This is a genomic window from Streptomyces sp. NPDC050264, from assembly GCF_040655895.1.
Lineage (GTDB): Bacteria > Actinomycetota > Actinomycetes > Streptomycetales > Streptomycetaceae > Streptomyces.
The window spans coordinates 113,294-134,812 of the sequence record NZ_JBFAKV010000018.1 but is presented as its reverse complement, the minus strand read 5'-3'; the positions used below and the strand labels follow the sequence as shown (position 1 = coordinate 134,812).

General features: G+C 73.0%; 22 protein-coding genes and 1 pseudogene. 7 read left to right on the top strand and 16 right to left on the bottom strand.

What is annotated here, in order from left to right:
- Positions 1-24: 24 nt before the first annotated feature.
- From AB0J02_RS28810 to AB0J02_RS28790, 5 genes are all read right to left on the bottom strand, one after another.
- Positions 25-1,377 carry a sugar ABC transporter substrate-binding protein gene (locus AB0J02_RS28810; protein ID WP_363196702.1) on the bottom strand — a complete coding sequence of 451 codons (1,353 nt, stop codon included), beginning with the start codon at positions 1,375-1,377 and terminating at the stop codon, positions 25-27.
- 103 nt (positions 1,378-1,480) lie between these two features.
- Positions 1,481-2,644, bottom strand: coding sequence for a substrate-binding domain-containing protein (locus AB0J02_RS28805; RefSeq protein ID WP_363196701.1), 1,164 nt, complete (start codon positions 2,642-2,644; stop codon positions 1,481-1,483).
- An 86-nt stretch (positions 2,645-2,730) separates the two neighbouring features.
- Entirely contained in the window at positions 2,731-3,555 is an 825-nt protein-coding gene (locus AB0J02_RS28800) for an arylamine N-acetyltransferase (protein WP_363196700.1), read from the bottom strand.
- Positions 3,556-3,565: 10 nt separating this feature from the next.
- Entirely contained in the window at positions 3,566-4,783 is a 1,218-nt protein-coding gene (locus AB0J02_RS28795; protein ID WP_363196758.1) for a cytochrome P450, read from the bottom strand.
- 162 nt (positions 4,784-4,945) lie between these two features.
- Positions 4,946-5,203 carry a hypothetical protein gene (locus AB0J02_RS28790; RefSeq protein ID WP_363196699.1) on the bottom strand — a complete coding sequence of 86 codons (258 nt, stop codon included), beginning with the start codon at positions 5,201-5,203 and terminating at the stop codon, positions 4,946-4,948.
- A gap of 112 nt (positions 5,204-5,315) precedes the next feature.
- On the opposite strand from AB0J02_RS28790, the gene AB0J02_RS28785 reads away from it, so the two are divergent.
- Positions 5,316-6,059 (top strand): MgtC/SapB family protein, encoded by a 744-nt coding sequence (locus tag AB0J02_RS28785; protein WP_363196698.1) that lies wholly within the window; start codon positions 5,316-5,318, stop codon positions 6,057-6,059.
- Positions 6,060-6,110: 51 nt separating this feature from the next.
- Here AB0J02_RS28785 and AB0J02_RS28780 read toward each other — a convergent pair.
- Both AB0J02_RS28780 and AB0J02_RS28775 read right to left on the bottom strand, forming a co-directional pair.
- Positions 6,111-6,523, bottom strand: a pseudogene (locus tag AB0J02_RS28780) (hypothetical protein); the annotation flags it as partial.
- A gap of 69 nt (positions 6,524-6,592) precedes the next feature.
- On the bottom strand, positions 6,593-8,047 hold the full coding sequence (locus tag AB0J02_RS28775) for a cytochrome P450 (RefSeq protein WP_363196697.1): 1,455 nt from the start codon (positions 8,045-8,047) through the stop codon (positions 6,593-6,595).
- A 142-nt stretch (positions 8,048-8,189) separates the two neighbouring features.
- Here AB0J02_RS28775 and AB0J02_RS28770 point away from each other — a divergent pair, with 142 nt between their 5' ends.
- The 3 genes from AB0J02_RS28770 to AB0J02_RS28760 all read left to right on the top strand — a co-directional run bounded on the left by AB0J02_RS28770 (position 8,190) and on the right by AB0J02_RS28760 (position 10,807).
- Positions 8,190-8,816, top strand: a complete 627-nt coding sequence (locus AB0J02_RS28770; RefSeq protein WP_363196696.1) for a TetR/AcrR family transcriptional regulator — start codon at positions 8,190-8,192, stop codon at positions 8,814-8,816.
- A 108-nt stretch (positions 8,817-8,924) separates the two neighbouring features.
- Positions 8,925-9,380, top strand: coding sequence for a MarR family transcriptional regulator (locus AB0J02_RS28765; RefSeq protein WP_363196695.1), 456 nt, complete (start codon positions 8,925-8,927; stop codon positions 9,378-9,380).
- On the top strand, positions 9,377-10,807 hold the full coding sequence (locus tag AB0J02_RS28760; protein WP_363196694.1) for an MFS transporter: 1,431 nt from the start codon (positions 9,377-9,379) through the stop codon (positions 10,805-10,807). Before AB0J02_RS28765 ends, AB0J02_RS28760 begins: the two co-directional genes overlap by 4 nt.
- Before the next feature lie 16 nt (positions 10,808-10,823).
- Here AB0J02_RS28760 and AB0J02_RS28755 read toward each other — a convergent pair whose 3' ends face one another.
- Together AB0J02_RS28755 and AB0J02_RS28750 are read right to left on the bottom strand one after the other, a co-directional pair.
- Positions 10,824-11,561, bottom strand: coding sequence for a 2OG-Fe(II) oxygenase (locus tag AB0J02_RS28755; RefSeq protein WP_363196693.1), 738 nt, complete (start codon positions 11,559-11,561; stop codon positions 10,824-10,826).
- Between the two features lie 14 nt (positions 11,562-11,575).
- Positions 11,576-12,142: a methylated-DNA--[protein]-cysteine S-methyltransferase gene (locus AB0J02_RS28750; protein WP_363196692.1), complete on the bottom strand. Its 567-nt coding sequence runs from the start codon at positions 12,140-12,142 to the stop codon at positions 11,576-11,578.
- A gap of 241 nt (positions 12,143-12,383) precedes the next feature.
- Between AB0J02_RS28750 and AB0J02_RS28745 the strand changes: the two genes are divergently transcribed.
- Entirely contained in the window at positions 12,384-13,190 is an 807-nt protein-coding gene (locus tag AB0J02_RS28745) for a putative protein N(5)-glutamine methyltransferase (protein WP_363196691.1), read from the top strand.
- A gap of 18 nt (positions 13,191-13,208) precedes the next feature.
- Here AB0J02_RS28745 and AB0J02_RS28740 read toward each other — a convergent pair whose 3' ends face one another.
- The 4 genes from AB0J02_RS28740 to AB0J02_RS28725 form a co-directional block, all read right to left on the bottom strand.
- Positions 13,209-13,853, bottom strand: coding sequence for a DUF4230 domain-containing protein (locus AB0J02_RS28740; RefSeq protein ID WP_363196690.1), 645 nt, complete (start codon positions 13,851-13,853; stop codon positions 13,209-13,211).
- A gap of 46 nt (positions 13,854-13,899) precedes the next feature.
- The gene (gene otr(A), locus AB0J02_RS28735; RefSeq protein ID WP_363196689.1) at positions 13,900-15,825 is read right to left on the bottom strand and encodes a tetracycline resistance ribosomal protection protein Otr(A); all 1,926 of its coding nucleotides are present in this window, start codon (positions 15,823-15,825) and stop codon (positions 13,900-13,902) included.
- 161 nt (positions 15,826-15,986) lie between these two features.
- Positions 15,987-16,421, bottom strand: a complete 435-nt coding sequence (locus AB0J02_RS28730; RefSeq protein WP_363196688.1) for a protein phosphatase — start codon at positions 16,419-16,421, stop codon at positions 15,987-15,989.
- Complete coding sequence (locus tag AB0J02_RS28725; RefSeq protein ID WP_363196687.1) at positions 16,418-17,038, bottom strand: helix-turn-helix domain-containing protein; 621 nt, start codon at positions 17,036-17,038, stop codon at positions 16,418-16,420. The genes AB0J02_RS28730 and AB0J02_RS28725 overlap by 4 nt, the downstream gene beginning before the upstream one ends.
- Positions 17,039-17,123: 85 nt before the next feature.
- Between AB0J02_RS28725 and AB0J02_RS28720 the strand changes: the two genes are divergently transcribed.
- Positions 17,124-18,065: a DMT family transporter gene (locus AB0J02_RS28720; RefSeq protein WP_363196686.1), complete on the top strand. Its 942-nt coding sequence runs from the start codon at positions 17,124-17,126 to the stop codon at positions 18,063-18,065.
- Here AB0J02_RS28720 and AB0J02_RS28715 read toward each other — a convergent pair.
- On the bottom strand, positions 18,056-19,213 hold the full coding sequence (locus AB0J02_RS28715) for a dihydrofolate reductase family protein (protein ID WP_363196685.1): 1,158 nt from the start codon (positions 19,211-19,213) through the stop codon (positions 18,056-18,058). The genes AB0J02_RS28720 and AB0J02_RS28715 overlap by 10 nt on opposite strands.
- Positions 19,214-19,250: 37 nt before the next feature.
- A complete protein-coding gene (locus tag AB0J02_RS28710) occupies positions 19,251-20,222 on the bottom strand; it encodes a glutathione S-transferase C-terminal domain-containing protein (RefSeq protein ID WP_363196684.1) in 972 nt (323 codons plus the stop codon).
- Positions 20,223-20,339: 117 nt separating this feature from the next.
- Here AB0J02_RS28710 and AB0J02_RS28705 point away from each other — a divergent pair, with 117 nt between their 5' ends.
- Positions 20,340-20,867 (top strand): SRPBCC domain-containing protein, encoded by a 528-nt coding sequence (locus tag AB0J02_RS28705; protein ID WP_363196683.1) that lies wholly within the window; start codon positions 20,340-20,342, stop codon positions 20,865-20,867.
- Here the strand turns inward: AB0J02_RS28705 and AB0J02_RS28700 are convergent.
- Positions 20,812-21,444: a PAS domain-containing protein gene (locus tag AB0J02_RS28700; RefSeq protein ID WP_363196757.1), complete on the bottom strand. Its 633-nt coding sequence runs from the start codon at positions 21,442-21,444 to the stop codon at positions 20,812-20,814. The two genes, AB0J02_RS28705 and AB0J02_RS28700, sit on opposite strands and share 56 nt — an antisense overlap.
- Positions 21,445-21,519: the final 75 nt, after the last annotated feature.

Genomic DNA, 21,519 nt, shown 5'->3' with positions numbered 1-21,519 from the left:
ACCTGCCTTTCGGGATGCGGGCGGTCACGTGGTGCTCTGGGTGGTCTTGAGGCCGAGCGCCTTGAGGTCGGGCATGGTGCCGTCCTGGGCGGCGCGCAGGGAGGATTCGAGGGTGCCGGAGCCGACCGCCGCGCGGGCGAAGGCGTCCTGCATGACCTGGCCGGTCGCCGTCATGCGCGGCCCCCACATCCAGCCGTCACCGATCTTGTGCGCCTCCTGCTCGAACAGCGTGTAGATGTCCTGACCGCCGTAGTACGAGCGGTCGAACGCGGCCCGTCCCACCGGGATGAGCTCGGAGACGGCCGGGTACTGACTGCTCGCACCGCTGGAGAGGCGGGCCTTGAGCGCGTCCGGGCTGGAGACCTGCCACTCGATGAACTCCATCGCGGCCTCGGGGTGCCTGCTGTCCTTGGTGACGGCGAACGTGGAGCCGCCGTTCGTGCCGAGGGACGGCTTCTTCGGGTCCCACTGGGGCTGCGGGGCGATGCGCCACTGCCCCTTCATCTCGGGGTGGGCGTTCATCTGGGCGCCCGCTTCCCAGGCGCCGCTGTGCCGGGTGAGGATCAGGCCGTTGGCGTTCTGCGCGTCGGTGGCCCGGCTCCCCGGCGAGGTGACGTAGGCGAGATCCTCGTCGATGAGGCGCTGCCAGTACCGGGCCACGCGCCGGCTGGGGGCGTCGGCGAGGGACACGTTCCACGCGCCCTTCGAGGTGTCGAACCAGTGGGCGCCCGCCTGCCAGCACCATCCGGAGAACTGGCCCATGTCCACGGAGAACGTGGTCACTTTCCGCTTGCCGCCGGTGCGGCGCACGGCGCGGGCCAGGTCCGCGTACTCGTCCCAGGTGGTCGGGATCTCGAACCCGTACTTGTCGAAGAGGTCCTTGCGGTAGTGCAGCACCATCGGTTCGACGTCGAGGGGCACGCTGTAGGTGCGGTTCTCGAACGTGGTCAGACCGAGCGCCTGCGGCAGCAGCTTCGCCCGCAGCTCGTCGCTGATCATGTCCGTGATGTCGCGGGCGACGCCGTCGATGGCGTAGCCGGGCAGCTGGGGGTACTCGATCGTGGCGACGTCCGGGGCGTTGCCCGCCCGTGCGGCGTTGCTGAGCTTCAGATACCCGCCGGCCGTGCCGGAAGGTATCTGCTCGAAGACGACCTTGATGCGGTCGTGTGTCTTGTTGAACGCGTCCACCACTTCCTGGCTGCCGCGCAGTGCGGACCAGAACGTGATGGTGGTGGTGGATCTGGTGCTCTTGGTACCGGACGTGCTGCTGCTCCCGGATGACGCGCTGTCGTTTCCGCTGCAGGCGCTCAGGGCGCCCGTCAGCGGCAGCGCGGTGATCGCGGCGAGCATGGATCGACGGCTCTGTCGACCAGGCATGGGCGCCTCCCGCGGCTCCTGCGTGTTCGAGTCACGGGAATACTGATCGGCTGAGCGGACCTGGTCAATAGATCGATCAGAAGAAAATCAAACGGTCAAACGCTCATTCTGAGGGTGGAGTTGGCACCGGGACGGCAGGGGTACCCGTGGCCTGGGCCGAACCGTCCGGCGCCTGGGTCGAACCGCGGACCTCCAGGGTGGGCAGCAGCTCCATGCGCCGCACCGGCCCCCCGGACCCGCCGGACGTCAGGTCACCGAGCCGGCGCAGCAGCAGCTCCGCGGCCGCCCGGCCGACCTCCGCCTTCGGCGGCGACACTGCCGTCAGGGGCGTACTGCCGAGCGCCGCCACCACATCGTCGTACGCGATCGCGGAACAGTCCTCCGGGACCCGCACCCCGCTGTCCCGCAGCGACTGCACCAGCATCAGCGCGTCCACATCGCCGTGCAGTACGGCGGCCGTCGCACCCAACTCCTTGAGCAAAGCGGGGAGTTCGATCGCCTTCTCGGCGTTCTCCGCCTCGGGGCCGCAGGCCGCGCCGGGCGAGCTGAGGGCCACCGCCCACGTGTCGACGTCCGGGTGGCCGGACGCGATGTCGGTGAACGCCGTGCGGATGGCGCGCGCCGTCGGGCTGTCGTCGCGCGCGGCGAGCACGATACGCCGGTGGCCGAGGCCCGTGAGGTGCTCGACGGCGAGATGGATGCCGTACCAGTGGTCCGTGCAGACGGTGTCCAGGGCGTGCAGCGCGCTGCCGCGCCGCGGCCTGCGCTCCATCACGACGGCGGGCACCTCCAGGCGCGCCAGCCACGCGTAGTCCGCTTCCTCCGTGGCGCGGCTGCGCCAGCGCGGCGCGATCAGCAACCCGCGCGCACCTTCCGCCAACGCCCGCTCCACGATGGGCTGTTCGGCGCCGGGAGCGGTCGGCGCGATGTGCAGCGCGATGCGCATGCCGGCCTCCTCGAAGGCGGTGCGGGCGCCGTGCACGGTCTCGTACAGATAGGCGTGCCGCTCGGGCACGACGACCGCGACCGGGCCGCCGTCCGCCGGGGGCGTCACCGGGGCCGCGGCCTGCTCGGTCTCGGTCAGGACCGGGCGGGCCACCCCGTGGCCGCGGCGCAGCTTCCCCTCGCGGGCCAGTTCCTCCACGTCGCGGCGGAGCGTCACCACCGACACCGCGAGCTCCGAGGCGAGATCGCTGACGCGGGTCGCGCCGCGCGACTGCACGACGGCGAGGATCCGTTGCCGCCTGAGATCGACCGGTTCGCGCATGCTGAGGGCCCCCTCACAACCACTGTTCGTTTGAGCGCTTTGCTGAACGCTTCCGCGGCAGCATAACCAGCGGTTGGCGGGCGGGGTCAGCCTTCGGCGATGTCCGGCTCCGCCGGAAGACGGTCAAGGGTGATGCCGAAGTGCTGGTCGTAGGCGTCCAGGACCGCCGCGTCCGTGGGCAGCTCGGTGCGCGTGCGCTCCGCGCCGACCGTCGTGGTGAGCGTATGACCGCTGAGGGTGATCCGGCCGTCCTCGGTCAGCAGCGAACAGACCAGCGACCGCGAGAAGTGCGAGGCGGGTGAGGTGCGGTGGTACCAGGCGCCCGCGGTGAAGTCCGCGAGCGCCCGCGGGCGCTGGTCGAGCAGGTACTGCGGCTCCCCGTCGCGCAGCACGAGCAGATCGCCGTCGGCGGCCTCCTCGATGCGGAAGACCCCGCCGGGCTCGCTCTGCTCGCCGCGCTCCTCGTACGCCAGCGGGAGGTGTGTGTGCGTACCGAAGCCGACGTCGGCCAGCCAGTCTCCGCCCTCGCCGTCACGCACGCGCAGCGCGAGATGGTCGTACGGGATGCCCAGCCGGCCGCCCTCGCCCACCACGCGCGCCTGCAGCAGCGTCACGTCGAAGCCGAGGGCGCCCAGCAGCGCGGCGAAAGCGCCGTTGAGTTCGTAGCAGAAGCCGCCGCGCCGCCGGTCGACCAGCTTGGCGACGAGCGCGTCCGAGTCGAGCGTGATGTCCTCGCCCAGGTGCACGGAGAGGTTCTCGAACGGGACGGCGCGCAGGTGCGCCAGGTGCAGCGCGCGCAGCGCCCCGGCGGTCGGGGCGGCCGGTCGCTCGGCGCCGATCCGGGCCAGGTAGGCATCGGCGCGGGTGCGATCCACGTGCTTCACGGGATACGAGTGATGCGGATGATCCATGCCGACAGTGTCACCGCTCCCGCGCGTCGGGTCCCGGGCGGACCGGCAGCCGTCGGACGCTGTTGCCGACGAAGCCGGCGTGCGCGGGCAATTCGTCGTCCGGCACGGCGAGATCGAGGCCGGGGAACCGGGCGAACAACCGCTCCAGCGCGACCGTCGCCTCGAGGCGGGCCAGCGGCGCGCCCAGGCAGTAGTGCGCGCCGTGCCCGAGCGAGAGGTGCCGGTTCTTCGCCGGACGGGTGAGGTCGAAGCGGTCGGCGTCCGGGCCGTGGGCGGCCGGGTCGCGGCCCGCCCCCGAATACCCGGCGAGGACGGGCGTGCCGCGCGGGATCACCGTGCCGTCGACGGTGAGGTCCCGGGTCGGGTAGCGGAACGGGAAGTAGCTGACCGGGCTGTCCCAGCGCAGCGTCTCCTCCACGACATCCGTCCACGTCGCCGTCCCGGCACGCACCAGCGCGAGCTGGTCGCGGTGCCCGCACAGGGCCCGCACCGCGTTCGTGATGAGGTTCAGCGTCGTCTCGTGCCCGGCGATGACGAACAGGATGAGCGTGCCGATCAGCTCCTCCTGGCTCAGCCGGTCGCCGTCCTCCTCGCGCGCCGCGATGAGGGCGCTGGTGAGATCGTCCCCCGGCTCCTTCGCCCGTGCCGCGGCGACCTGGGCGAGCACCGTCACCATCTCCTTGTTGGCGGCGAGGGCCTCCTCGGGCGTCGTGCCGGTGGAGACGACCTGGCTCGACAGATGGTGCAGCCGGTCCCTGAACTCCTCGTCCACGCCGAAGAGTTCACAGATGACCCGCATCGGGAGCTGCAGCGCGAACCGGGACCGCAGCTCCACCACGGGGTCGGCCGCCGCCTGCCGGGCGACCCCGTCCAGCAGCTCGTCGACCAGCTGCTCGATACGCGGTCGCAGCCCCTCCACCCGCCGGATGGTGAACGCCCTGCTCACCAGCGAGCGCAGCCGCCGGTGGTCGTCGCCGTCGGCCGTCGTCATCCCGCGCACCGTCGCGAACGTGCGCAGCGGCCAGCCCGGCGGTATCCGGCCGTCGGCGAGCGCCGCGAAATGACGGGCGTCCTTGGCGACATCGGGGTGCGCGAGGAACTCCTTGAGCGCGTCGTGGCCGAGGACGACCATGCCGGGCACGTCACCGGGGAGCACGACCGGGGCGACCGCGCCGCGCTCCATCAGCCGTGCGTTGCGCGCGTGCGGGCAGCCGCCCGCGGGGTCGATGCGGTGCGCGACGAGGCCGGCGTCGTTGGCGGGGGCAGCGGCGTCTGCGGCATCGGTGGCGGAGGTCAAAAGAGGCTCCTGACAGGTCGGGTGACGAGCACGGGGGAGTGCCAGGTCCTGACCGGCCCGTCAACTCCCCCCGAGTGCGACGGCCTTCGGATCCTACGGCGCCTGCGGCCCGAGGCCCAGGTCGTAGATCCGATCCAGCAGCCACGCCTCGTTGCCCGCGAGGCCCGCCCGGTGCAACGCCTCGTCGGCCTCCGCGAGCGGCACGGCGAGCACGGACGCGGTCGCCGGCGGCTCGGTGCCGGAGAGCGCGGCGCGTGCCGTGTGCAGCAGTCGCAGACAGGCCTGTGCCGCGGCCACCTCGTGGTTCTTCGTCTGTCGGCCATGGTGCTCGACGTTCCTGGTCCCGTTCATGGTTCCCACTCTTGCGCACGGGTCTGACAATCCGTCTCCAATGGTGCGGAGCTAGCCTCGTGGGAGCCCCGGGGCACGTACCGGGGCAGGAACGGAAAGGAGGGTTCCGCTGGTGACGTCACTCGCGGCTTCCCTGTTCGACCCCGCGGCGGGCCAAGGCCTCCGGCAGCTCGCCGAGTTGGGCCTCGCGCTGGTCCTGTCCACGCTGATCGGCGCCGAGCGCGCCGTGCAGCAGAAGAGCGCGGGGCTGCGCACCCACACGCTCGTCGGCGTGGGCAGCGCCCTCTTCATGGAGGTCTCCCAGCACGGATTCAACTCCGTCCTGGCCCTGGAGGGCGTGTCGTTCGACCCCTCCCGGGTCGCGGCGCAGATCGTCTCCGGAATCGGTTTCATCGGCGGCGGGCTCATCTTCGTACGAAGGGATGCCGTACGGGGACTCACCACCGCCGCCACCGTCTGGCTGACCTGCGCCATAGGGATGGCCTGCGGCGGCGGCCTGCCCCTGCTCGCCCTCGCCGCGACCGCCTGCCACTTCCTCGTGGTACGCGGCTACCCGTGGCTGACCCGGCGCGTCCCGGCCCTGGCCACCGAACGCCGCTCGGGCCTGCACCTCGCCTACCGGGTCGGCAGCAGCGTCCTGACCGGAGTCCTGGAGGAGTGCACGAGCCGGGGCTTTCGCGTGGTGGAGCTGCGCACCGACCGCACCGAATGGGAACAGGGCCCCGACCGCCCCGGCACGATGGCCGTCCACATGGAGATCGAGGGCGCCGCCGACGTCCCCGAACTCGTCGCGGTGCTGGCCGAGCGGGACGGGGTGCTCGATGTGGCGTCGATGGAGTCGGCGCCGGACGAATAACGGGCAGCCGACGAGCCCCGGCCCCGCGCGCCACCTCTGCGCGTCCCACGGCCGGCACAGCGCCGCGTACGCCCCGTCCGCCGCCACCAGGTCGTCGCGCGAGCCGAGTTCGGTCAGCGGGCCAGCCTCCATGACCGCGACCCGGTCGGCGTCGTGGGCGGTGTGCAGGCGGTGCGCGACGGCGATGACGGTGCGGCCGCGAGGGCACGCTCCGTGTGCCGGGGCGTGGCCGGGTCGAGCGGCGCCGTCGCCTCGTCGAGGACCACGGTGTGCGGGTCCGCCGGCGCGGCGCGGGCCGGCGCGAGCCCCACCATCCACAGGCTGCCGGGCAACGCGCCGGCCGTGACCCGCCCGCGCTGCCGCACCATCAGCCACCAGAAGCAGCGGACAGGACCCCGCGGGTCCGGCGTGCCGGGCTCGCGTCCGGGCGGCTCCGCACCGAGGTCCTTGTACGTGGCAGTCATCGACGCACCCTACGAGCGCGTCGGCCGCGCCGGAAGGCCGCGAGGATCAGCGCCGGAGCGCCGCAAGGCTCAGCGTCGCGTCAGCCGCAACCGCAGATCACGGGGCATCAGCGTCAGCCGCTCCGCGATCCGCAGCTCGTAACCCGGCTCCGCGTGCAGGTCGTAGCGGCGCAGCAGCAGGCCGAGCACCAACATGGCCTCGTGCAGGGCGAACTGGCGGCCGATGCAGGCCCGGGCGCCGGTGCCGAACGGCTTGAAGACGTGTGCCGGGCGCCCCCGCACCGCCTGTGGGGCGAACCGCTCCGGGTCGAAGGACTCGGGGTCGTCGCCCCACGCCGCCGGGTCCCGGTGCAGCATGGTCGTCAGGACCAGCGCCCAGGCGCCGCGCCGCATCGGATGCGTTCCGCCCAGGGTCGTGTCGGCGATCGCCTCCCGCGCGAACGCCGGAGCGGTCGGCCACAGCCGCAACGACTCGTCCAGCACGCGCCGCAGATAACGCAACTTGGCGACCTGCTCGTACGCCGGCACGGCCGCGTCGCCCCAGACCCGGTCGACCTCCTCCCGTGCCTTCGCGAGCACGGCGGGGTCCTGTGCGAGGTAGTGCAGTGCGAACGACAGCGCGCCCGACGTCGTCTCGTGCCCCGCGACCAGGAATGTGATCACCTGGCGGCGGATGTTCTCCGGCGCGAGGCGCTCGCCCGTCTCCGGATGCGCCACCTCCAGCATCCGGTCGAGCAGATCGCCGGGGCCTCCGCCGGAGGCGCGGCGCGCGGCGATCACCTCGTCGACCGCGCGGTTCAGATAGGCGCGGTCCGCGGCGTTCCGCCTCTCCGCGCCGCGCAGCAGCATCGAGAGAAGCGGCGGCACCACGTTGCGGCGCTGGGCGAACGACAGGGCGCCCACCATCGCCGTCACGAAAGGATGCGGCCCCTCTTTCTCGAAGTCCCGCTCGAACGAGCCGAAGTCGTGCCCGAAACCGGTCCGCGCGATCGTCTCCAGCGTCAGCTTCGTCATGTCCCCGGGCACGTCCACCGTCTGCCCGGCCGCCTCGCTCGCGTCCCACGCCGCCGTCAGCTGCCCCGCCACGTCGAGCATCAGCGGGTGGTAGCCCGCCATCGCCTCGCGGCTGAAGCCAGGGGCCAGAATGTCGTGCGCCAGCTGCCAGTTGGGCTCGCTGTTGTACGCCGTGAACAGCCCGTCGCCCGCCACCGGCCGCAGATTGGCGACCCCGAGCCCGACGTGCTTGGCGAACCGGGACTCGTCCGCGAGCTCCGCGGCCAGTTCGGCGCCCGCCACGAAGACGATCTCCTTGCCGAACCCCTTGCGCCGGAAGATCGGCCCCAGCTCGGCCGCGACGCGCATCGAGTCCTGCAGCGGCGTGCGGACATTGGTGCCCACCACGTCGCCGATCAGCGGCACCCGGCGCGGCGGGTGCGGAATACGGTCCAGGCGCGGCCAGCCCTGCTCGGCGCTGCGGAAGCCCCGTGGCAGTACGCCCTGCGCCGTCTGCGTCACCTGCGCCATCGTGCCCATCTCCCCTGCGCGAGCGGCCGGTTGGGGTCGCGCCCGCACCTTGTTAGACGTGGATTCAATAATGCGCCACAGTGTGGTCCCGTTGTTGAACCGACGTCAAGTAAGCGGAAGGAGGTCCAGTAGGGTGCCCCGCATGAGCCCAGAGCGAGGGGGAGCGCGGACGTCGGGGGAGCGGACCCGGCGCAGGCTGAGCACCGAGGAGAGGCGGGAGCAGCTGCTGTCCGTCGGGGCCAGGCTGTTCGCGCAGGACCCGTACGACGACGTCTGGATCGAACAGGTCGCGGAGATCGCCGGTGTCTCGCGCGGTCTGCTGTACCACTACTTCCCGACGAAGCGGGACTTCTTCGCCGCCGTCGTCCGTCGCGAGAGCTCCCGCATGCTGCGGCTGACCGCCGCCGTCCCCGGCGTCCCGGTCCGCGACCAGCTGGCCACCGGCCTGGAAACCTTCCTGGAGTACGTCGCCTCGCACGCCGAGGGCTTCCGGGCCTTCCACCGCGCCGAGGCCGCGGGCGACCCCACCGTGCGCACCGTGTACCGGGAGGGCCTCGCCGCCCACGAGGCGCAGATCATGGCCGCCCTCGCCGCCGACCCGCAGCTGGTGGGCCGGCTCCCCGAGCCGGCCGCGCTGCGCCTCGCCGTACGCGGCTGGCTCGCCTTCCTCGTCGCCGTCTGCCTGGACTGGCTCGACGAGCCGGAGCTGACGCGCGCGCAGGTGCGGGATCTGTGCGCGCGGGCCCTGCTGGGAGCGCTGGCCGTCTGAGCGGCCGCGGCTGACCGGCTCGGAGCGGGTCGGGGCGGATGGGGATGGATGGGGGTGGATCGCAAGGAAAACTTGCAAGGCTGCCTGTCTATCTCCTACGGTGGGGATATGTCAGGAACGCAGGGACCCGATGCCGCCGAACCCGCCACCGAGCGGATCGCCGCCGATCTCGCCACCGTCGTCGGGCGGCTCTCGCGCCGGCTGCGCAGCGCGTCGCCGGACAGCCTCCTCACCCCCACCCAGCGCACGGTCCTGGCCCGCCTCGACACCGAGGGCCCCGCCACCACCGCCGCGCTGGCCCGCTCCGAGTACGTCCGGCCGCAGTCCATGCGCCTGACGATCGGCGCCCTGGAGGAACAGGGTTTCGTGTCCCGCTCCCCGGACCCGAACGACGGGCGCCAGTCCGTCATGTCGATCACCGACAGCGGCCGCGCCACCCTCGCCTCCGTACGCGCCGCCAAGCACGGCTGGCTCACCGAGGCCCTCACCTCCGAACTCGACGCGACCGAGCGGCACACCCTCGCCGAAGCGACCCTGCTCCTGGAGCGGCTGGTGCAGAAGTGAGCGGTGACGCGAGCGAGACAGCCGCATCCGTCACCGTCCCCCGCGAACAGGCCGCCGCGCCCGCGTCCGGGCAGCCCGGATTCCACCCCCGGCTGACCGCCCCGCTGCTGCTCGGCTCGCTCCTGAACCCGCTCAACACGACGATGATCTCCACCGCACTGGTGGCGATCGGGCACGACTTCGGGATCGGCGCCGCCGACACGGCCTGGCTGATCTCCGGTCTCTACCTCGCCAGCGCCGTCGCCCAGCCCGTCCTCGGCAAACTGGCCGACGCCCTCGGCCCGCGCCGCGTCTTCCTCGCGGGACTCGTCGTCGTGTGCGCCTCCGGGATCGTCGGCCTCCTCGCCCCCGCCTTCGGCTGGCTCATCGTCTCCCGGGTGCTGCTCGGCATCGGAACCTCCGCCGCCTACCCCGCGGCGATGGCCGTCCTGCGCGACGAAGGACGCCGCGTGGGGCGCCGCCCGCCGAGGCCCGTCATGGCCCGGCTGTCCTTCGCCGCGCTCGGCAGCGCCGCCGTCGGCCCGACCCTCGGCGGACTGCTCGTCACCGTCGTCGGCTGGCGCGGCATCTTCGCGGTGAACGTGCCCGTCGCCGTCGTCGCGTTCGTCTGCGCCCTCGTCTGGATCCCCGCCGACCCCCCGCGCGGCACGGCCGGCGAACCGGCCCCCAAGCTCGCCCTGGATCCGCTCGGCATCGGCCTCTTCTCCACGGCCCTGACCCTGCTGGTCTTCTTCCTCCTCGACCTCGCCCACCCCATGTGGTGGCTGCTCGCCCCCGTCGTCGTCCTCTCGGCCGCACTGCTGTGGTGGCAACTGCGCTGCCGTACCCCGTTCATCGACGTACGGATGCTCGCCGGGAACGGCCCGCTGGCCCGCACCTACCTCCGCCACGGCCTGAGCTACCTGCTCATCTACTGCGTCATGTACGGCTTCACACAGTGGCTGGAAGAGGGGCGGGGCTACTCGTCCGGGTACACCGGTCTGCTCATGCTGCCGATGTCCGTGGCCGCGCTGGTCTGCTCCCTGCTCGGGGCCCGCACGAAGGGCATCCGCGCCCCGCTCACCGTCGCCTGCGTCCTGCTGACCGCCGGCGCGGGGCTGCTCACCGTCGTCTCCGGACACACCCCGCTCGTGGTCCTGCTCGTCGTGGGCGCCTGCTTCGGTATCCCGCAGGGCCTCATCGGCACCAGCAACCAGGCCGCGGTCCAGGAGTACGCGCCCGCCGCCGACATCGGCTCGGCCGCCGGTCTGCAGCGCACCGCCCAGTACATCGGCGCCATCACCGCCTCCAGCCTCATCGCCCTCGCCTACGGGCAGCGCGCCGACGACGGCGGCCTGCACCTGATGGCGGGCGCCTCGGTCGTCCTCGGTGTCCTGCTCGTGGTCGTCACCCTGACGGACCGCGCGCTGCACCGGGCGGGCCGCTAGCGCCGCACATGCGGCGTCACTCGGCGTCGTGGAAGACGAGTCCCAGCGTGTGCCGGCGGCCTGACCGGACCGTGCTCACGCCGTGCCGCATGGGCCCGTTCGCCCAGCCGCGCACCGAGCGCACCGGCCGGTCCCGGGTCGTGAACACCAGCGCGTGCCCCTGCGCAAGCGTCGTGGCAAAACCGCGCGACTGTGCCCGGGGCCGCTGCTCGGTCATCAGGAACTCGCCGCCGCGGTAGTCCGCGCCCGGCTCGTCCAGTCCGATCACGACCTGCAACGGGAACACCAACTCGCCGTACAGGTCGCGGTGCAGGGCGTTCCAGTCGCCCGGACCGTAGCGCAGCAGGATCGGCGTCGGCCGCCGCTGGCCCGCCGCGTGGCAGCGCTCCAGCCAGGCGTCGAGCGCGTCCGGCCAGGGCGCGGGCCGGTTCAGTCGCCGCGCCCAGGACCGTGCGACCGGCAGCAGCCGCGGGTAGAACGCGGCACGCAGCTCCTGCACGAGGTCGGGCAGAGGACGGTCGAAGTAGCGGTACTGGCCCTGCCCGAACCGGTAGCGGGCCATGTCGATCGTCGACCGGAACCGGGTCACGTCGTCGTAGAGCGCAGAGACGGACCGGCACTCGGCCGGGGTGAGGACCGGCCGCGGCGTCAGGGCGCTGCCGTACGCGTCCAGTTCTTCGGTGAGCCCGGCCCAGTCGAGGGCGTCGAGCCGCTCCTGCGCCGGGCCGACAAGGCCGGTGGTGGTGCTGGTCATGGGAGGTGTTCCTGTCACGAAAGGGGGAGCTGGGCGGGAAGGGAGCCTTCGAGGACGAGCAGCCGTTCCTTCCGGGCGACCCCGGCGGCGTATCCCTTGAGGGTTCCGTCGGCGCCGATGACGCGGTGGCAGGGGCGCACGATCAGGAGCGGGTTGCGTCCGATCGCGGCACCGAGGTCGCGCACCCCGCCTCGCGGGACACCAAGGTGTTCGGCCAGGGCGCCGTACGTCGTCGTGGTGCCGTAGGGGATCGCCTCCAGGGCGCTCCACACACGCCGCTCGAATGCGCTGCCGCGCGGCGCGAAGGCGAGGTCGAACCCGGTGCGCCGTCCGTCGAAGTAGGCGTCCAACTGCCCGGCGAGCGCAGTGAAGGCGCCCGGCGCGTGCCGCCACTCCTCGCGGACCGCGGCCGGGCCGCGCCGGCCCGGCAGGGACAGCGAAACCAGCGCCGTGCCACCGGGCGCCCGCGCCGACGCCTCACCGATGGCCACCATGTCGCCCAGCGGCCCGGGAAGCGTCGCGTACAGGAGAGCGGCCTCTCCGGGGAAGGCCCCTGACGCGGGGCCGGTTGTCTGCTGCATGCCTCCAGACTGCTCGCGCACGCGAAAGGGTGCTGGCGGGAATCGGACGCGGAGTCCGGTGCGGTAGTGTGACCGGGCCCAACAGCACCACGAGCGAACGAGGAGGTGAGTCCGATCACCGCTGTGTCAGGTCGGGAGCTCCCTTCTCCTGTCGTACGAACCGTCCGCGCGCACTGAGCGGAACGGCGGCCGTCCGACGCCGGGGAGCCCCATCGGCTTCCCGAGAGGTCATACATCAGTCATGTCGCTTCCCCCGTCCTTCCCGCTGCCCTCCGACCTCCCCGCCGACCCTTCGCAGGTCGTCGCGACCCTGCGCCGCGCGGGCTGTGTCTTCGCCGAGGACGAGGCGCGCGTCCTGTTCGCCGGCGCCCGGGACACCGCCGAGCTGACCGCGATGGTCGAGCGCCGCGCCGCCGGTCTCCCGCTCGAACACGTCGTGGGCTGGGCCGAGTTCTGCGGCCTGCGCGTCGCGGTCGACCCCGGCGTCTTCGTGCCGCGCCGCCGCACCGAGTTCCTGGCCCGGCAGGCGCGGGCCTGCACACCACCCGAAGCCGTCGTCGTCGACCTGTGCTGCGGCACCGGCGCGGTCGCCGCCGTGCTCGCGGACCGGCACCCCGCGCGGCTGCACGCGGCGGATCTCGACCCCGCCGCGGTGCGATGTGCCCGGCGCAACCTCGCCCCGCTCGGGGGAGAGGTGCACGAGGGCGACCTGTACGACGCGCTGCCCGGGGAGCTGGCCGGCCGGGTCGACATCCTCATCGCCAACGGCCCGTACGTCCCCACGGACGACGTGGCGCTGCTGCCGTCCGAGGCCCGCGACCACGAGCGGCGCATGGCCCTCGACGGCGGCGCCGACGGCCTCGACGTGCTGCGCCGGGTGGCCGCCGGGGCGCCGGGCTGGCTGGCGCCCGGCGGCCGGCTGTTCGTGGAGACCAGCGAACGACAGGCCGCGGCCGCAGAGGCGGCCGTACGCTCCGCCGGTCTGCGGCCACGGGTGAGGCAGGACGACGACCTCTACGCCACGGTGATCATCGCGACGCGTCCTTGAGCGGGGGAGAGGCGGGGCTCACGTTCCGTAGGACACCTTCACGTCCTTGAACCCCAGGGAGTTCAGCAACCCGCGCAACATGCCGGTCGTGTTGCGCTCGGCACGTTCGGTGAGGCCGCTGTCCCGCGCCGCCTCCCCGATGTGCCGGGCGGCGAGCTTGCGCACGGCCCGCTCGTCGTTCGGGTTGTCCGAGAACAGGTCGCCGAGCCGGTCGAGCAGACCCCGCTGCTTCGACACGGCGTAGGACCGGTCGGTGTCCAGCGCGGGAGGCCCCAGGCGTGCGTGGGGCAGCTTGAGCGTCGCCGACGTCCGCTCGTCGTTGACGCGTATGTCCCCGGAACCGACCTTCCCGAGGTCCACGTACGCGTCGACGCTGCCCGCCCCGATGTACAGGGTCCGGGTCCCCCGGACGGCGTCCGGGAGGTATTTGGTGTCCTTCTCCAGGTCGACCACGACCTGGAAGTTCCCGGACGCGGCGTCGTAACGGCTCAAGTCCCGCACGGACTTGAGCAGCGTGGGCCCCGACCGGTCGTGCGTCTCGGTACCGAACACGTCGTCCAGCCGGTGCAGCAGCCGCAGCCCGGTGAAGACGAGTACCAGCACCACGACGAGTACACCCACGAGCTTCGCCCAGCGGGGCAGTGCCACAGTCCTCGACGTCATGGCGGAACCTCCTTTCTAGGAGGCCTAGTTCCACCGTATCGATTGATCACGCCTTCCCTGGCGTCCCCGGCACTCGCAACGGGTGGTCGCCCGACACACGCGACCACCACACCCCTTCGCCGCGCGTGAGCCCCGGCAGGGCCAGCTCCATCTCCCGTACCTTGCGTGCCGTCAGCTCCCCGGAGATCAACCACACCTCCCGGTCACTCTTCGTCTCCCCGAACGAGGCTCCCAGCGCGGCCAGTTGAGCGGCGACCGGGGCGAGCGCGTCGAGCGGCACCTCCACCTCGAAGGAGTGCACCGGCTCGAAGACCCGGGTGCCGGCCCGGCGCAGCGCCTGCCGGACCATGAGCGCGGTCACGGTCCGGAAGTCGCCCGCGACACTCACCGGGGAGTCGAACCCGGAGCGGATCAGCGTCACCCGGCAGTCCGTCACGGGCCAGCCCTGCGGACCGCCCCGCGCCAAGGTGGCGTGCACCGTGTCCTCGACGGCCTGGTGGAAGGCCCGTGGGAGCGAGCCCAGTTCGGTCTCGTACGAGAAGACGCGGCCGGAGCCGTGCGGTCCCGGCTCGATCCGCAGGCCGACGGTCGCGGGCAGTCCGGTCGTGCTGCGGTGGCCCATCTCCTCGACCGCCTCGCCGGTGCCCGCTGGGCGCTCCACGCAGCGGATCCGGCTCGGCTCGAACGCCGCCCCGATGCCGAACTCCTGCTCCAGCGTGGCCCCCAGGACCTCCTTCTGCACCTCTCCGTACAGGAGGAGCGCGGTGCTGCCGTCGGGTTCGGGGCGGGCGTGGATCAGCGGGTCCTGGTCGGCGAGTTCGAGCAGGGCCGAGCGCAGCGCGGCGCCCTGCCCGGGGCGGACCGCGCGGGCCAGCGTCTCCAGTGTCGGTGGCGCGAACCGGGCGTGTCCGCCGCGCAGTTCGCCGAGCCGGTCGCCCACGCGGATGCCCGCCGTACCCCGTACCTCGGCGATCTGACCGGGCCCGGCGGTGTCGTCGTCCCCGGAGCCGACGACCCGGATCCCGGTGAGCCGCCCGGCGACGCGCTCGGTGCCGCCGTCGGCGTCGCGTCGTAGAAACGTCACCTTCTGACGTGCCCTCACTTCGCCCTCGTACAGGCGCAGATAGCCGATCCGCTCGCCCGCGGGACCGCGCCGTACCGCGAACACGGTGCCGGTGGGCCGCGCGGTCACCGCCTCGGGCTTCGTGGTGGCGGGAATGAACGCGCGTACGGCATCGAGCAGTTCTGGCACCCCCTGGCCGCCGATGGCCGAGCCGAACAGCACGGGATGGACGGTGCCGTCGCCGGTCCGCTGTACCAGGGCGTCACGTACCGCGTCGGTGCCCGGCGGTGGGCCGTCGACCAGTGCGGCCAGGATCGTGTCGTCGAGTTCCGCGAGGATGCGGGCGGCCTCGTCCCGCGTCGCCGGGTCGTCGAGCGGGCGGGCGGTGACGGCGGCGCGCGGCGTGCCGGCGTGCCGGACGTCCGTCAGAGGGACGACGTGCGGGGTGAGCCGGCGGCGGATGTCGTCGAGCAGCGGGGCGGTCCGCGCGCCCGCCCGGTCGATCTTGTTGACGAACACGAGCGTGGGCAGCCCGAGCCGGCGCAGCGTCTTGAGCAGCACACGCGTCTGCGCCTGCACGCCCTCCACCGCGGAGATCAGCAGGATCGCCCCGTCGAGCACGCCGAGGGCCCGCTCGACCTCGGCGATGAAGTCGGAGTGGCCCGGGGTGTCGATGAGGTTGATCTGGGTGTCGCCGACGCGGAGCGCGGCGACAGCCGAGCGGATCGTGATGCCGCGCTGCCGTTCGATCGCGCCGGTGTCGGTGCGGGTGTCCCCGCCGTCGACGCTGCCGAGCCGGTCGATGGTCCCCGTGTCGAACAGGAGCCGCTCGGTGAGGCTGGTCTTACCGGCGTCGACGTGGGCGAGAATGCCGATGTTCAGGGTCGTGCGTACCTGCGGGGTCTGCATGGAAGGTCGAGTCCTCGAAAGCTGTGGTCCGGCGGGGTCGCTGAACTGCTTCGAGGAATCGGCGCATTCGGGTCTCCTGAACCGGCGAGGACGATGACCGCCCAGGCCTGTGAGGACGGTGACCGGCCTATGGTGCGCAGCGGGTCACCGCTGGGCGCAACTCAATTTCCGGGCGCGGTGAACCGGCGAACGTACCGCTTCTGCCAGGGCGTCTCCACAGCGTGCCGGTCGTAGGCGCGGCGCACGTACGCGACGGCCTCGGCGGCCGGCACCCCGTCCAGGACGGCGAGGCAGGCGAGCGCGGTCCCGGTGCGGCCCCGGCCGCCGGCGCACGCCACCTCCACCCGCTCCTCGGCGGACCTGCGCCACGCGTCCACCAGTACGGCGCGCGCCCGCCCGGCGTCGGCGGGCAGCCTGAAGTCCGGCCAGCGCAGCCAGGTCGACTCCCAGTCCACGGGCGGGGGCCGGTGGCCGAGGAGATGGACGCCGTACGTCGCCGTGGGCCCGGGCGGCAGTGGGTGACGAAGCCCCCGGCCGCGTACGAGGCGGCCCGAGGGGAGGCACAGCACGCCGGGCGCGTCGGGCTCCCAGGTCATGACGCCTCCCGCGCGGCGGAGAGCAGGAACGCCGCGAGGCGGCGCGCCCGCCCGAAGGAGTCCGGGAACACGTCGAGGCCGTCCGAGACCAGCGCGCCCTCGTGCAGCAACATCAGCGAGCGCCCCAACTCCCGTGCGTTGTCCGGCGAGACGTCCGAGGCGAGCCGGGTGAACAGCTCCAGCATCCACTGCTTCTGCCCGGTGATCACGGCGTAGGCGGGATGGGCCGGATCGCTGATCTCGGCATGCGCGTTCACCATGCTGCAGCCCTTGCCGCTGTGAGCCGCCATCCACTCCTTCGAGGCGTCGAAGACCGCCAGCACCCTTTCGGGCGGTGAGAGTTGGGCCGGGTCGTGGTGCACGGCGAGGAAGGCCCGCCAGCGCGCGTCCCGCGTGGCCAGGTAGTCGACGACGATGCGCTCCTTGGAGCCGAACCGGTCGTAGAGCGTCTTCTTCGTGACGCCCGCCTCCGCGGCGATCAGATCCACCCCGACGGCATGGATGCCGCGCTCGTAGAACAGCCGGGACGCCGTCTCCAGGACGCGGCGTGCGGCCGGGGTGAGGTCGGGGCGGTCCGGATCGACGGTCGGCGGGGCTGGGGTCGTCGAGGTGCGCATGCACCCAGAGTAGACCGATCTGTATAGTCGAGCCAAGTAGACCGATCTGTATACACGTGATCGTCAGTGAGGCGGTGTCCGCACCATGAACGTCCTTCTCTCCCTCGGATTCGTCCTGACCTGGAGTTCCGGCTTCATCGGCGCCAAGCTCGGCGCCGGCGAGGCGAGCGCCGTGACCACGCTGATGTGGCGGTTCCTGCCGCTCGCGCTGGTTCTCGCGGCCGTCGCCGCGACCGTGGGACGGCGGTGGTGGCGCGGCCTGACACGGCGCGACATCGGACGGCAGATCGTCGTCGGCGCCCTGTCGCAGAGCGGCTATCTGCTGACCGTCTACTACGCCATCCAGCTCGGCGTCTCCAGCGGCACCACCGCCCTGATCGACGGCACCCAGCCGCTCGCCGCGGGCGCGCTCGCCGGTCCGCTGCTGCGGCAGTACGTCAGCGCGCGGCAGTGGCTCGGACTCTGCCTGGGGGCGGCCGGGGTGCTCGTCGTCACCACGGCCGACGCGGCGGCCGTCAGCGGCGTCGCGGGGTGGGCGTACCTGATCCCCTTCCTCGGCATGCTGGCGCTCGTGGCGGCCACGTTCGTGGAGAGCCGCTCGCCCACGCGCGTCGAGCCGATGGCGGCCCTGACCGTGCACTGCGCCACGAGCGCCGTCGTCTTCACGGCTCTCGCCCTCGCGGCCGGCGCGGCGGCGCCGCCCACCGCGCCGTCCTTCTGGCTCGCGATCGCCTGGCTCGTCGGGCTGTCGACGTTCGGCGGCTACGGCCTCTACTGGATCGTGCTGCGCCGGCGCGGACTGACACAGGTCAACGCCCTGATGTTCCTGATGGCGCCGGTGACCGCGGTGTGGGGAGCGCTCATGTTCGACGAGCCGTTCGGCGTACGCACCGCGATCGGCCTCGCGCTCGGACTCACCGCCGTCCTGGTCGTCCGGAGCGGCGGCACACGGCGGCGCCGGCCCGTGCGGGCGTCCGGCCACGCGCCGTCGCGGCAGGGCGACCGCACCAGCGGCCGCTACTCCTGACCGGGCTTCGCGGTGACCAGGTGCCGGTTGGGTCGCATGGCCGCCTCGGCCAGCTCCGGTACCTCCGCGACGACGACGCCCGCCCCGGCCAGCACTCCGATCCCGTCCGCGCCCGGCACGAACGTGTCCGGCTCCCGCCAGGCCGTCACCACCCGCCGCACCCCCGCGTCGACGAGCAGCCGCGCGCACGGCCTCGGCCGCGACGCCCGGCGCGCGCACGGCTCCAGGCTGCTGTAGACCGTGGCCGCCGCGAGGCGCGGATCGTCGGGGGCGAGCTTGCCGAGCGCCGCTTCCTCCGCGTGCACGACCGGGTCGCCGGCCTCCCGCGAGTGACCCCGCGCGAGTTCCGAACCGTCCGCCGCGACGATCACCGCCCCGACACTGAACGCGGTCTCGGACGGCGGGCAGTCCCCGGCCAGTTCGCAGGCGGTCCGCAGCCAGTGCCGGTCCGCCGCCGTGGCCGCCGCCGCGGTACCGGGCACGGCCGGCGCGTACCGCGTCACGATCACGTCGCCCACCCGCTCCGCGCCCAGGACCCGCATCCGGCCGCGCGGCCCGCCCGGATACGAGCCGGGCCCGAACAGCCGGGGCGCGTCCGGCTCGCCCACCACCAACGGCGCGACGGCGAGCCGCAGTTCGTCCGCGAACCCGAGCTGCAGCAGCTGCGTGTGCACCCGCGCCCCGCCCTCGACCATCAGCCGCCGCACGCCCCGCGCCCCGAGGTCGTCGAGGAGCGCCGCCCACTCCACCGCCGGACCGAGCGCCACCACGTCGGCGGCGCCGGCCAGGCGGGGCCGGGCGAGCTCCGCGCCCCGGTCCGTCGTGTACAGCAGCCGCTCGCCGCCGGTCGTCCAGAACGGGGCGCCGGGGTCCAGTTCGCCGGAGCCGCTGACCGCCACCTTCAGCGGATACGCGGAGCGCCCCGCATCGACCCGCCGGGCGCGCCGCTCGGGGGAGTTGACCAGCAGCCGGGGCCGGTCCGCGCGCAGCGTCCCCGCCCCGACGAGGATGGCGTCGCTCGCCGCGCGCTCCGCGTCGACCCGGTCGAAGTCCTCGGGACCGGACAGCAGCAGCCGCTCGGGCCCGGTGTCGTCGAGGCAGCCGTCGAGCGAGACGGCGGCGGACAACAGAACGTGAGGGCGGGACATGGCGACTCCGTGACCGGGCGGGACGTGTCCACCGACCCTACCGAGGCGCGGGCGGCGTCCCGTCGCCGAACGGCCGCCCGCCGAGTCGCTCCCGGCCGTGCGGGGTCCGCCAGCCCGAGAGGTCGGGGCCCAGCGGCACGATCGCGGTCGGGTTGACGCCCGTGTGGACCTGGTAGTAGTGCCGCTTGATGTGGTCGAAGTCGACGGTGTCGCCGAAGCCGGGCGTCTGGAACAGATCCCGCGCGTACGCCCACAGCACCGGGTCCTCGGTCAGCTTGTTGCGGTTGCACTTGAAATGGCCGTGATAGACGGCGTCGAAGCGGACCAGGGTCGTGAACAGCCGTACGTCCGCCTCCGTGATCGTGTCACCGACGAGATAGCGCTGCCCGGCGAGCCGCTCGGACACCGCGTCCAGGCGCCCGAACACATCCCGGTACGCGTCCTCGTACTCGCTCTGTTTCGTCGCGAAGCCGGCCCGGTACACGCCGTTGTTCAGCTCCCGGTACACGTCCTCCATCACCGCGTCGATCTCGTCGCGCAGCGGCTCCGGGTAGAGGTCGGGGGCGCCGTCCCTGTGCAGCGCCGTCCACTCGGTCGCGAGGTCGAGAGTGAGCTGCTGGTAGTCGTTGGTGACGAGCTTCCCGGACGGTACGTCGACGATCGCGGGCACGCTGACACCGCCCGGGTAGTCCGTCTCACGGGCGTCGTACGCCTCGCTGAGGTACCGGATGCCGAGCACCGGGTCACGGTCGTCCGGGTCGAGCGTGAAACGCCAGCTGCGTTCGTCCTGGATCGGGTCGGTGACGGCCAGGGACAGGGCGTCCTCCAGGCCGAGCAGCCGCCGCACCACCAGGGCACGGCTCGCCCACGGACAGGCGCGGCTGACGACGAGCCGGTAGCGGCCCGCCTCCACCGGCCAGCCGTCCCGCCCGTCGGCCGTGATCCGGTCGGCGAAATGACTGCGGGACCGCTTGAAGCCCTTCTTGCCGTACGAGTCGTTGCCGTTCACGGGTCTTCCTCCAGATCCGGGACCCTGCGCGGGCCACGGTGACGAGCCTGCCCGCGCATCACGCCGCGCACCACCGCGCCGCGGGTGATTGTCCGTGGCCGGTGGGACGCTCGGTGCATGACCATCACCGGCGTCCGCCTCACCCTCGACGACGGCCGCACCGCCGTCCGTCTCACGCGCACCCATGCGCGGCCGATCGAGCGCGTCTGGAGCTACGTGACCGACCCCGCCGACCTGAGGCGCTGGTTCCCGTCCGCTGTCGAGGCGCGCGAGCTGCGCCCCGGCGCGGTGATCCGCTTCTCCGGCGATCCGAACATGCCGGAGCCCGCCGGCACGGTCCTCGCCGCCGACACCCCGCGCCACTCCGCCTTGCCCTGGGGCGGTGACGAACTCCGCCTCGACCTCGAACCGCTCGACGACGGAGACACCGGCTCAGCCTCACCAACGTCCTGGAGTCGGCCGACGGCGCTGCGCGCAACGCCGCAGGCTGGGAGATCTGCCTCGGCGAGCTCGACGCGGCCGATCGCGGCGAGGCCCCGGGCGGACCGCACACCGGGGCGAGCGCGTCGTGGAAGGAGCTGTACGACGCCTACATCGCGGCCGGATTCCCCTCCGGCGCGCCGGTGCCCGGCCTGGACGGCCTGAGCCGAGGCGGCCACACCCCCGGCTCCAGAATCCCCAGCGCATAGGCGCGGGCGACCAGTTCGGTGCGGTTGGCCGCGCCCCACCGCTGGGACAGACGCCGCAGATGATAGGTGACGCCGTCGGTCGTCAGGCCCGTCTCGCGCGCCGCCCGTGCCGTCGTCGCGCCCGCGGCGAGCAGCGCGAGGATCCGCTCCTCGTTCGGATGCAGCGGCGCGGGGGCGGGCGCCGGGTGCGGTGCGGCCTCTCCCGTCACCCGCAGCATCACCAGCAGGTCGGGCAGCGCGTGCGGTGCCTCGCTCACCGGGTCGGCCATCAGCTCCCCGCTGCGGTGCGTCCCGTCGGCGCCCTGCCAGGTCACGGCCACGGTGTAGCGCGAGCGGCGCCGCAGCTTGAGCGCCTCGACGAGCCGGTCGACCTGCGTCCCGTCGCGCGGCGCGAACATCTTCAGCAGCTCCCGGCCCTTGAGCCGCCCCGGGGTCGTGCCCCACTCGGCGGCGAGCGCGGCGTTCGCCAGACGTACGACCCCGTACGCGTCGCACACGGCGACCGGCATCGGAATGCGGTCGAAGAGAACCATCGCGCGATTGCGCCACACCACCGCGTCCACCGTCCCGCTCCTCCCTCCGGGCCCTTGTCCCGTCAGCCATGAACC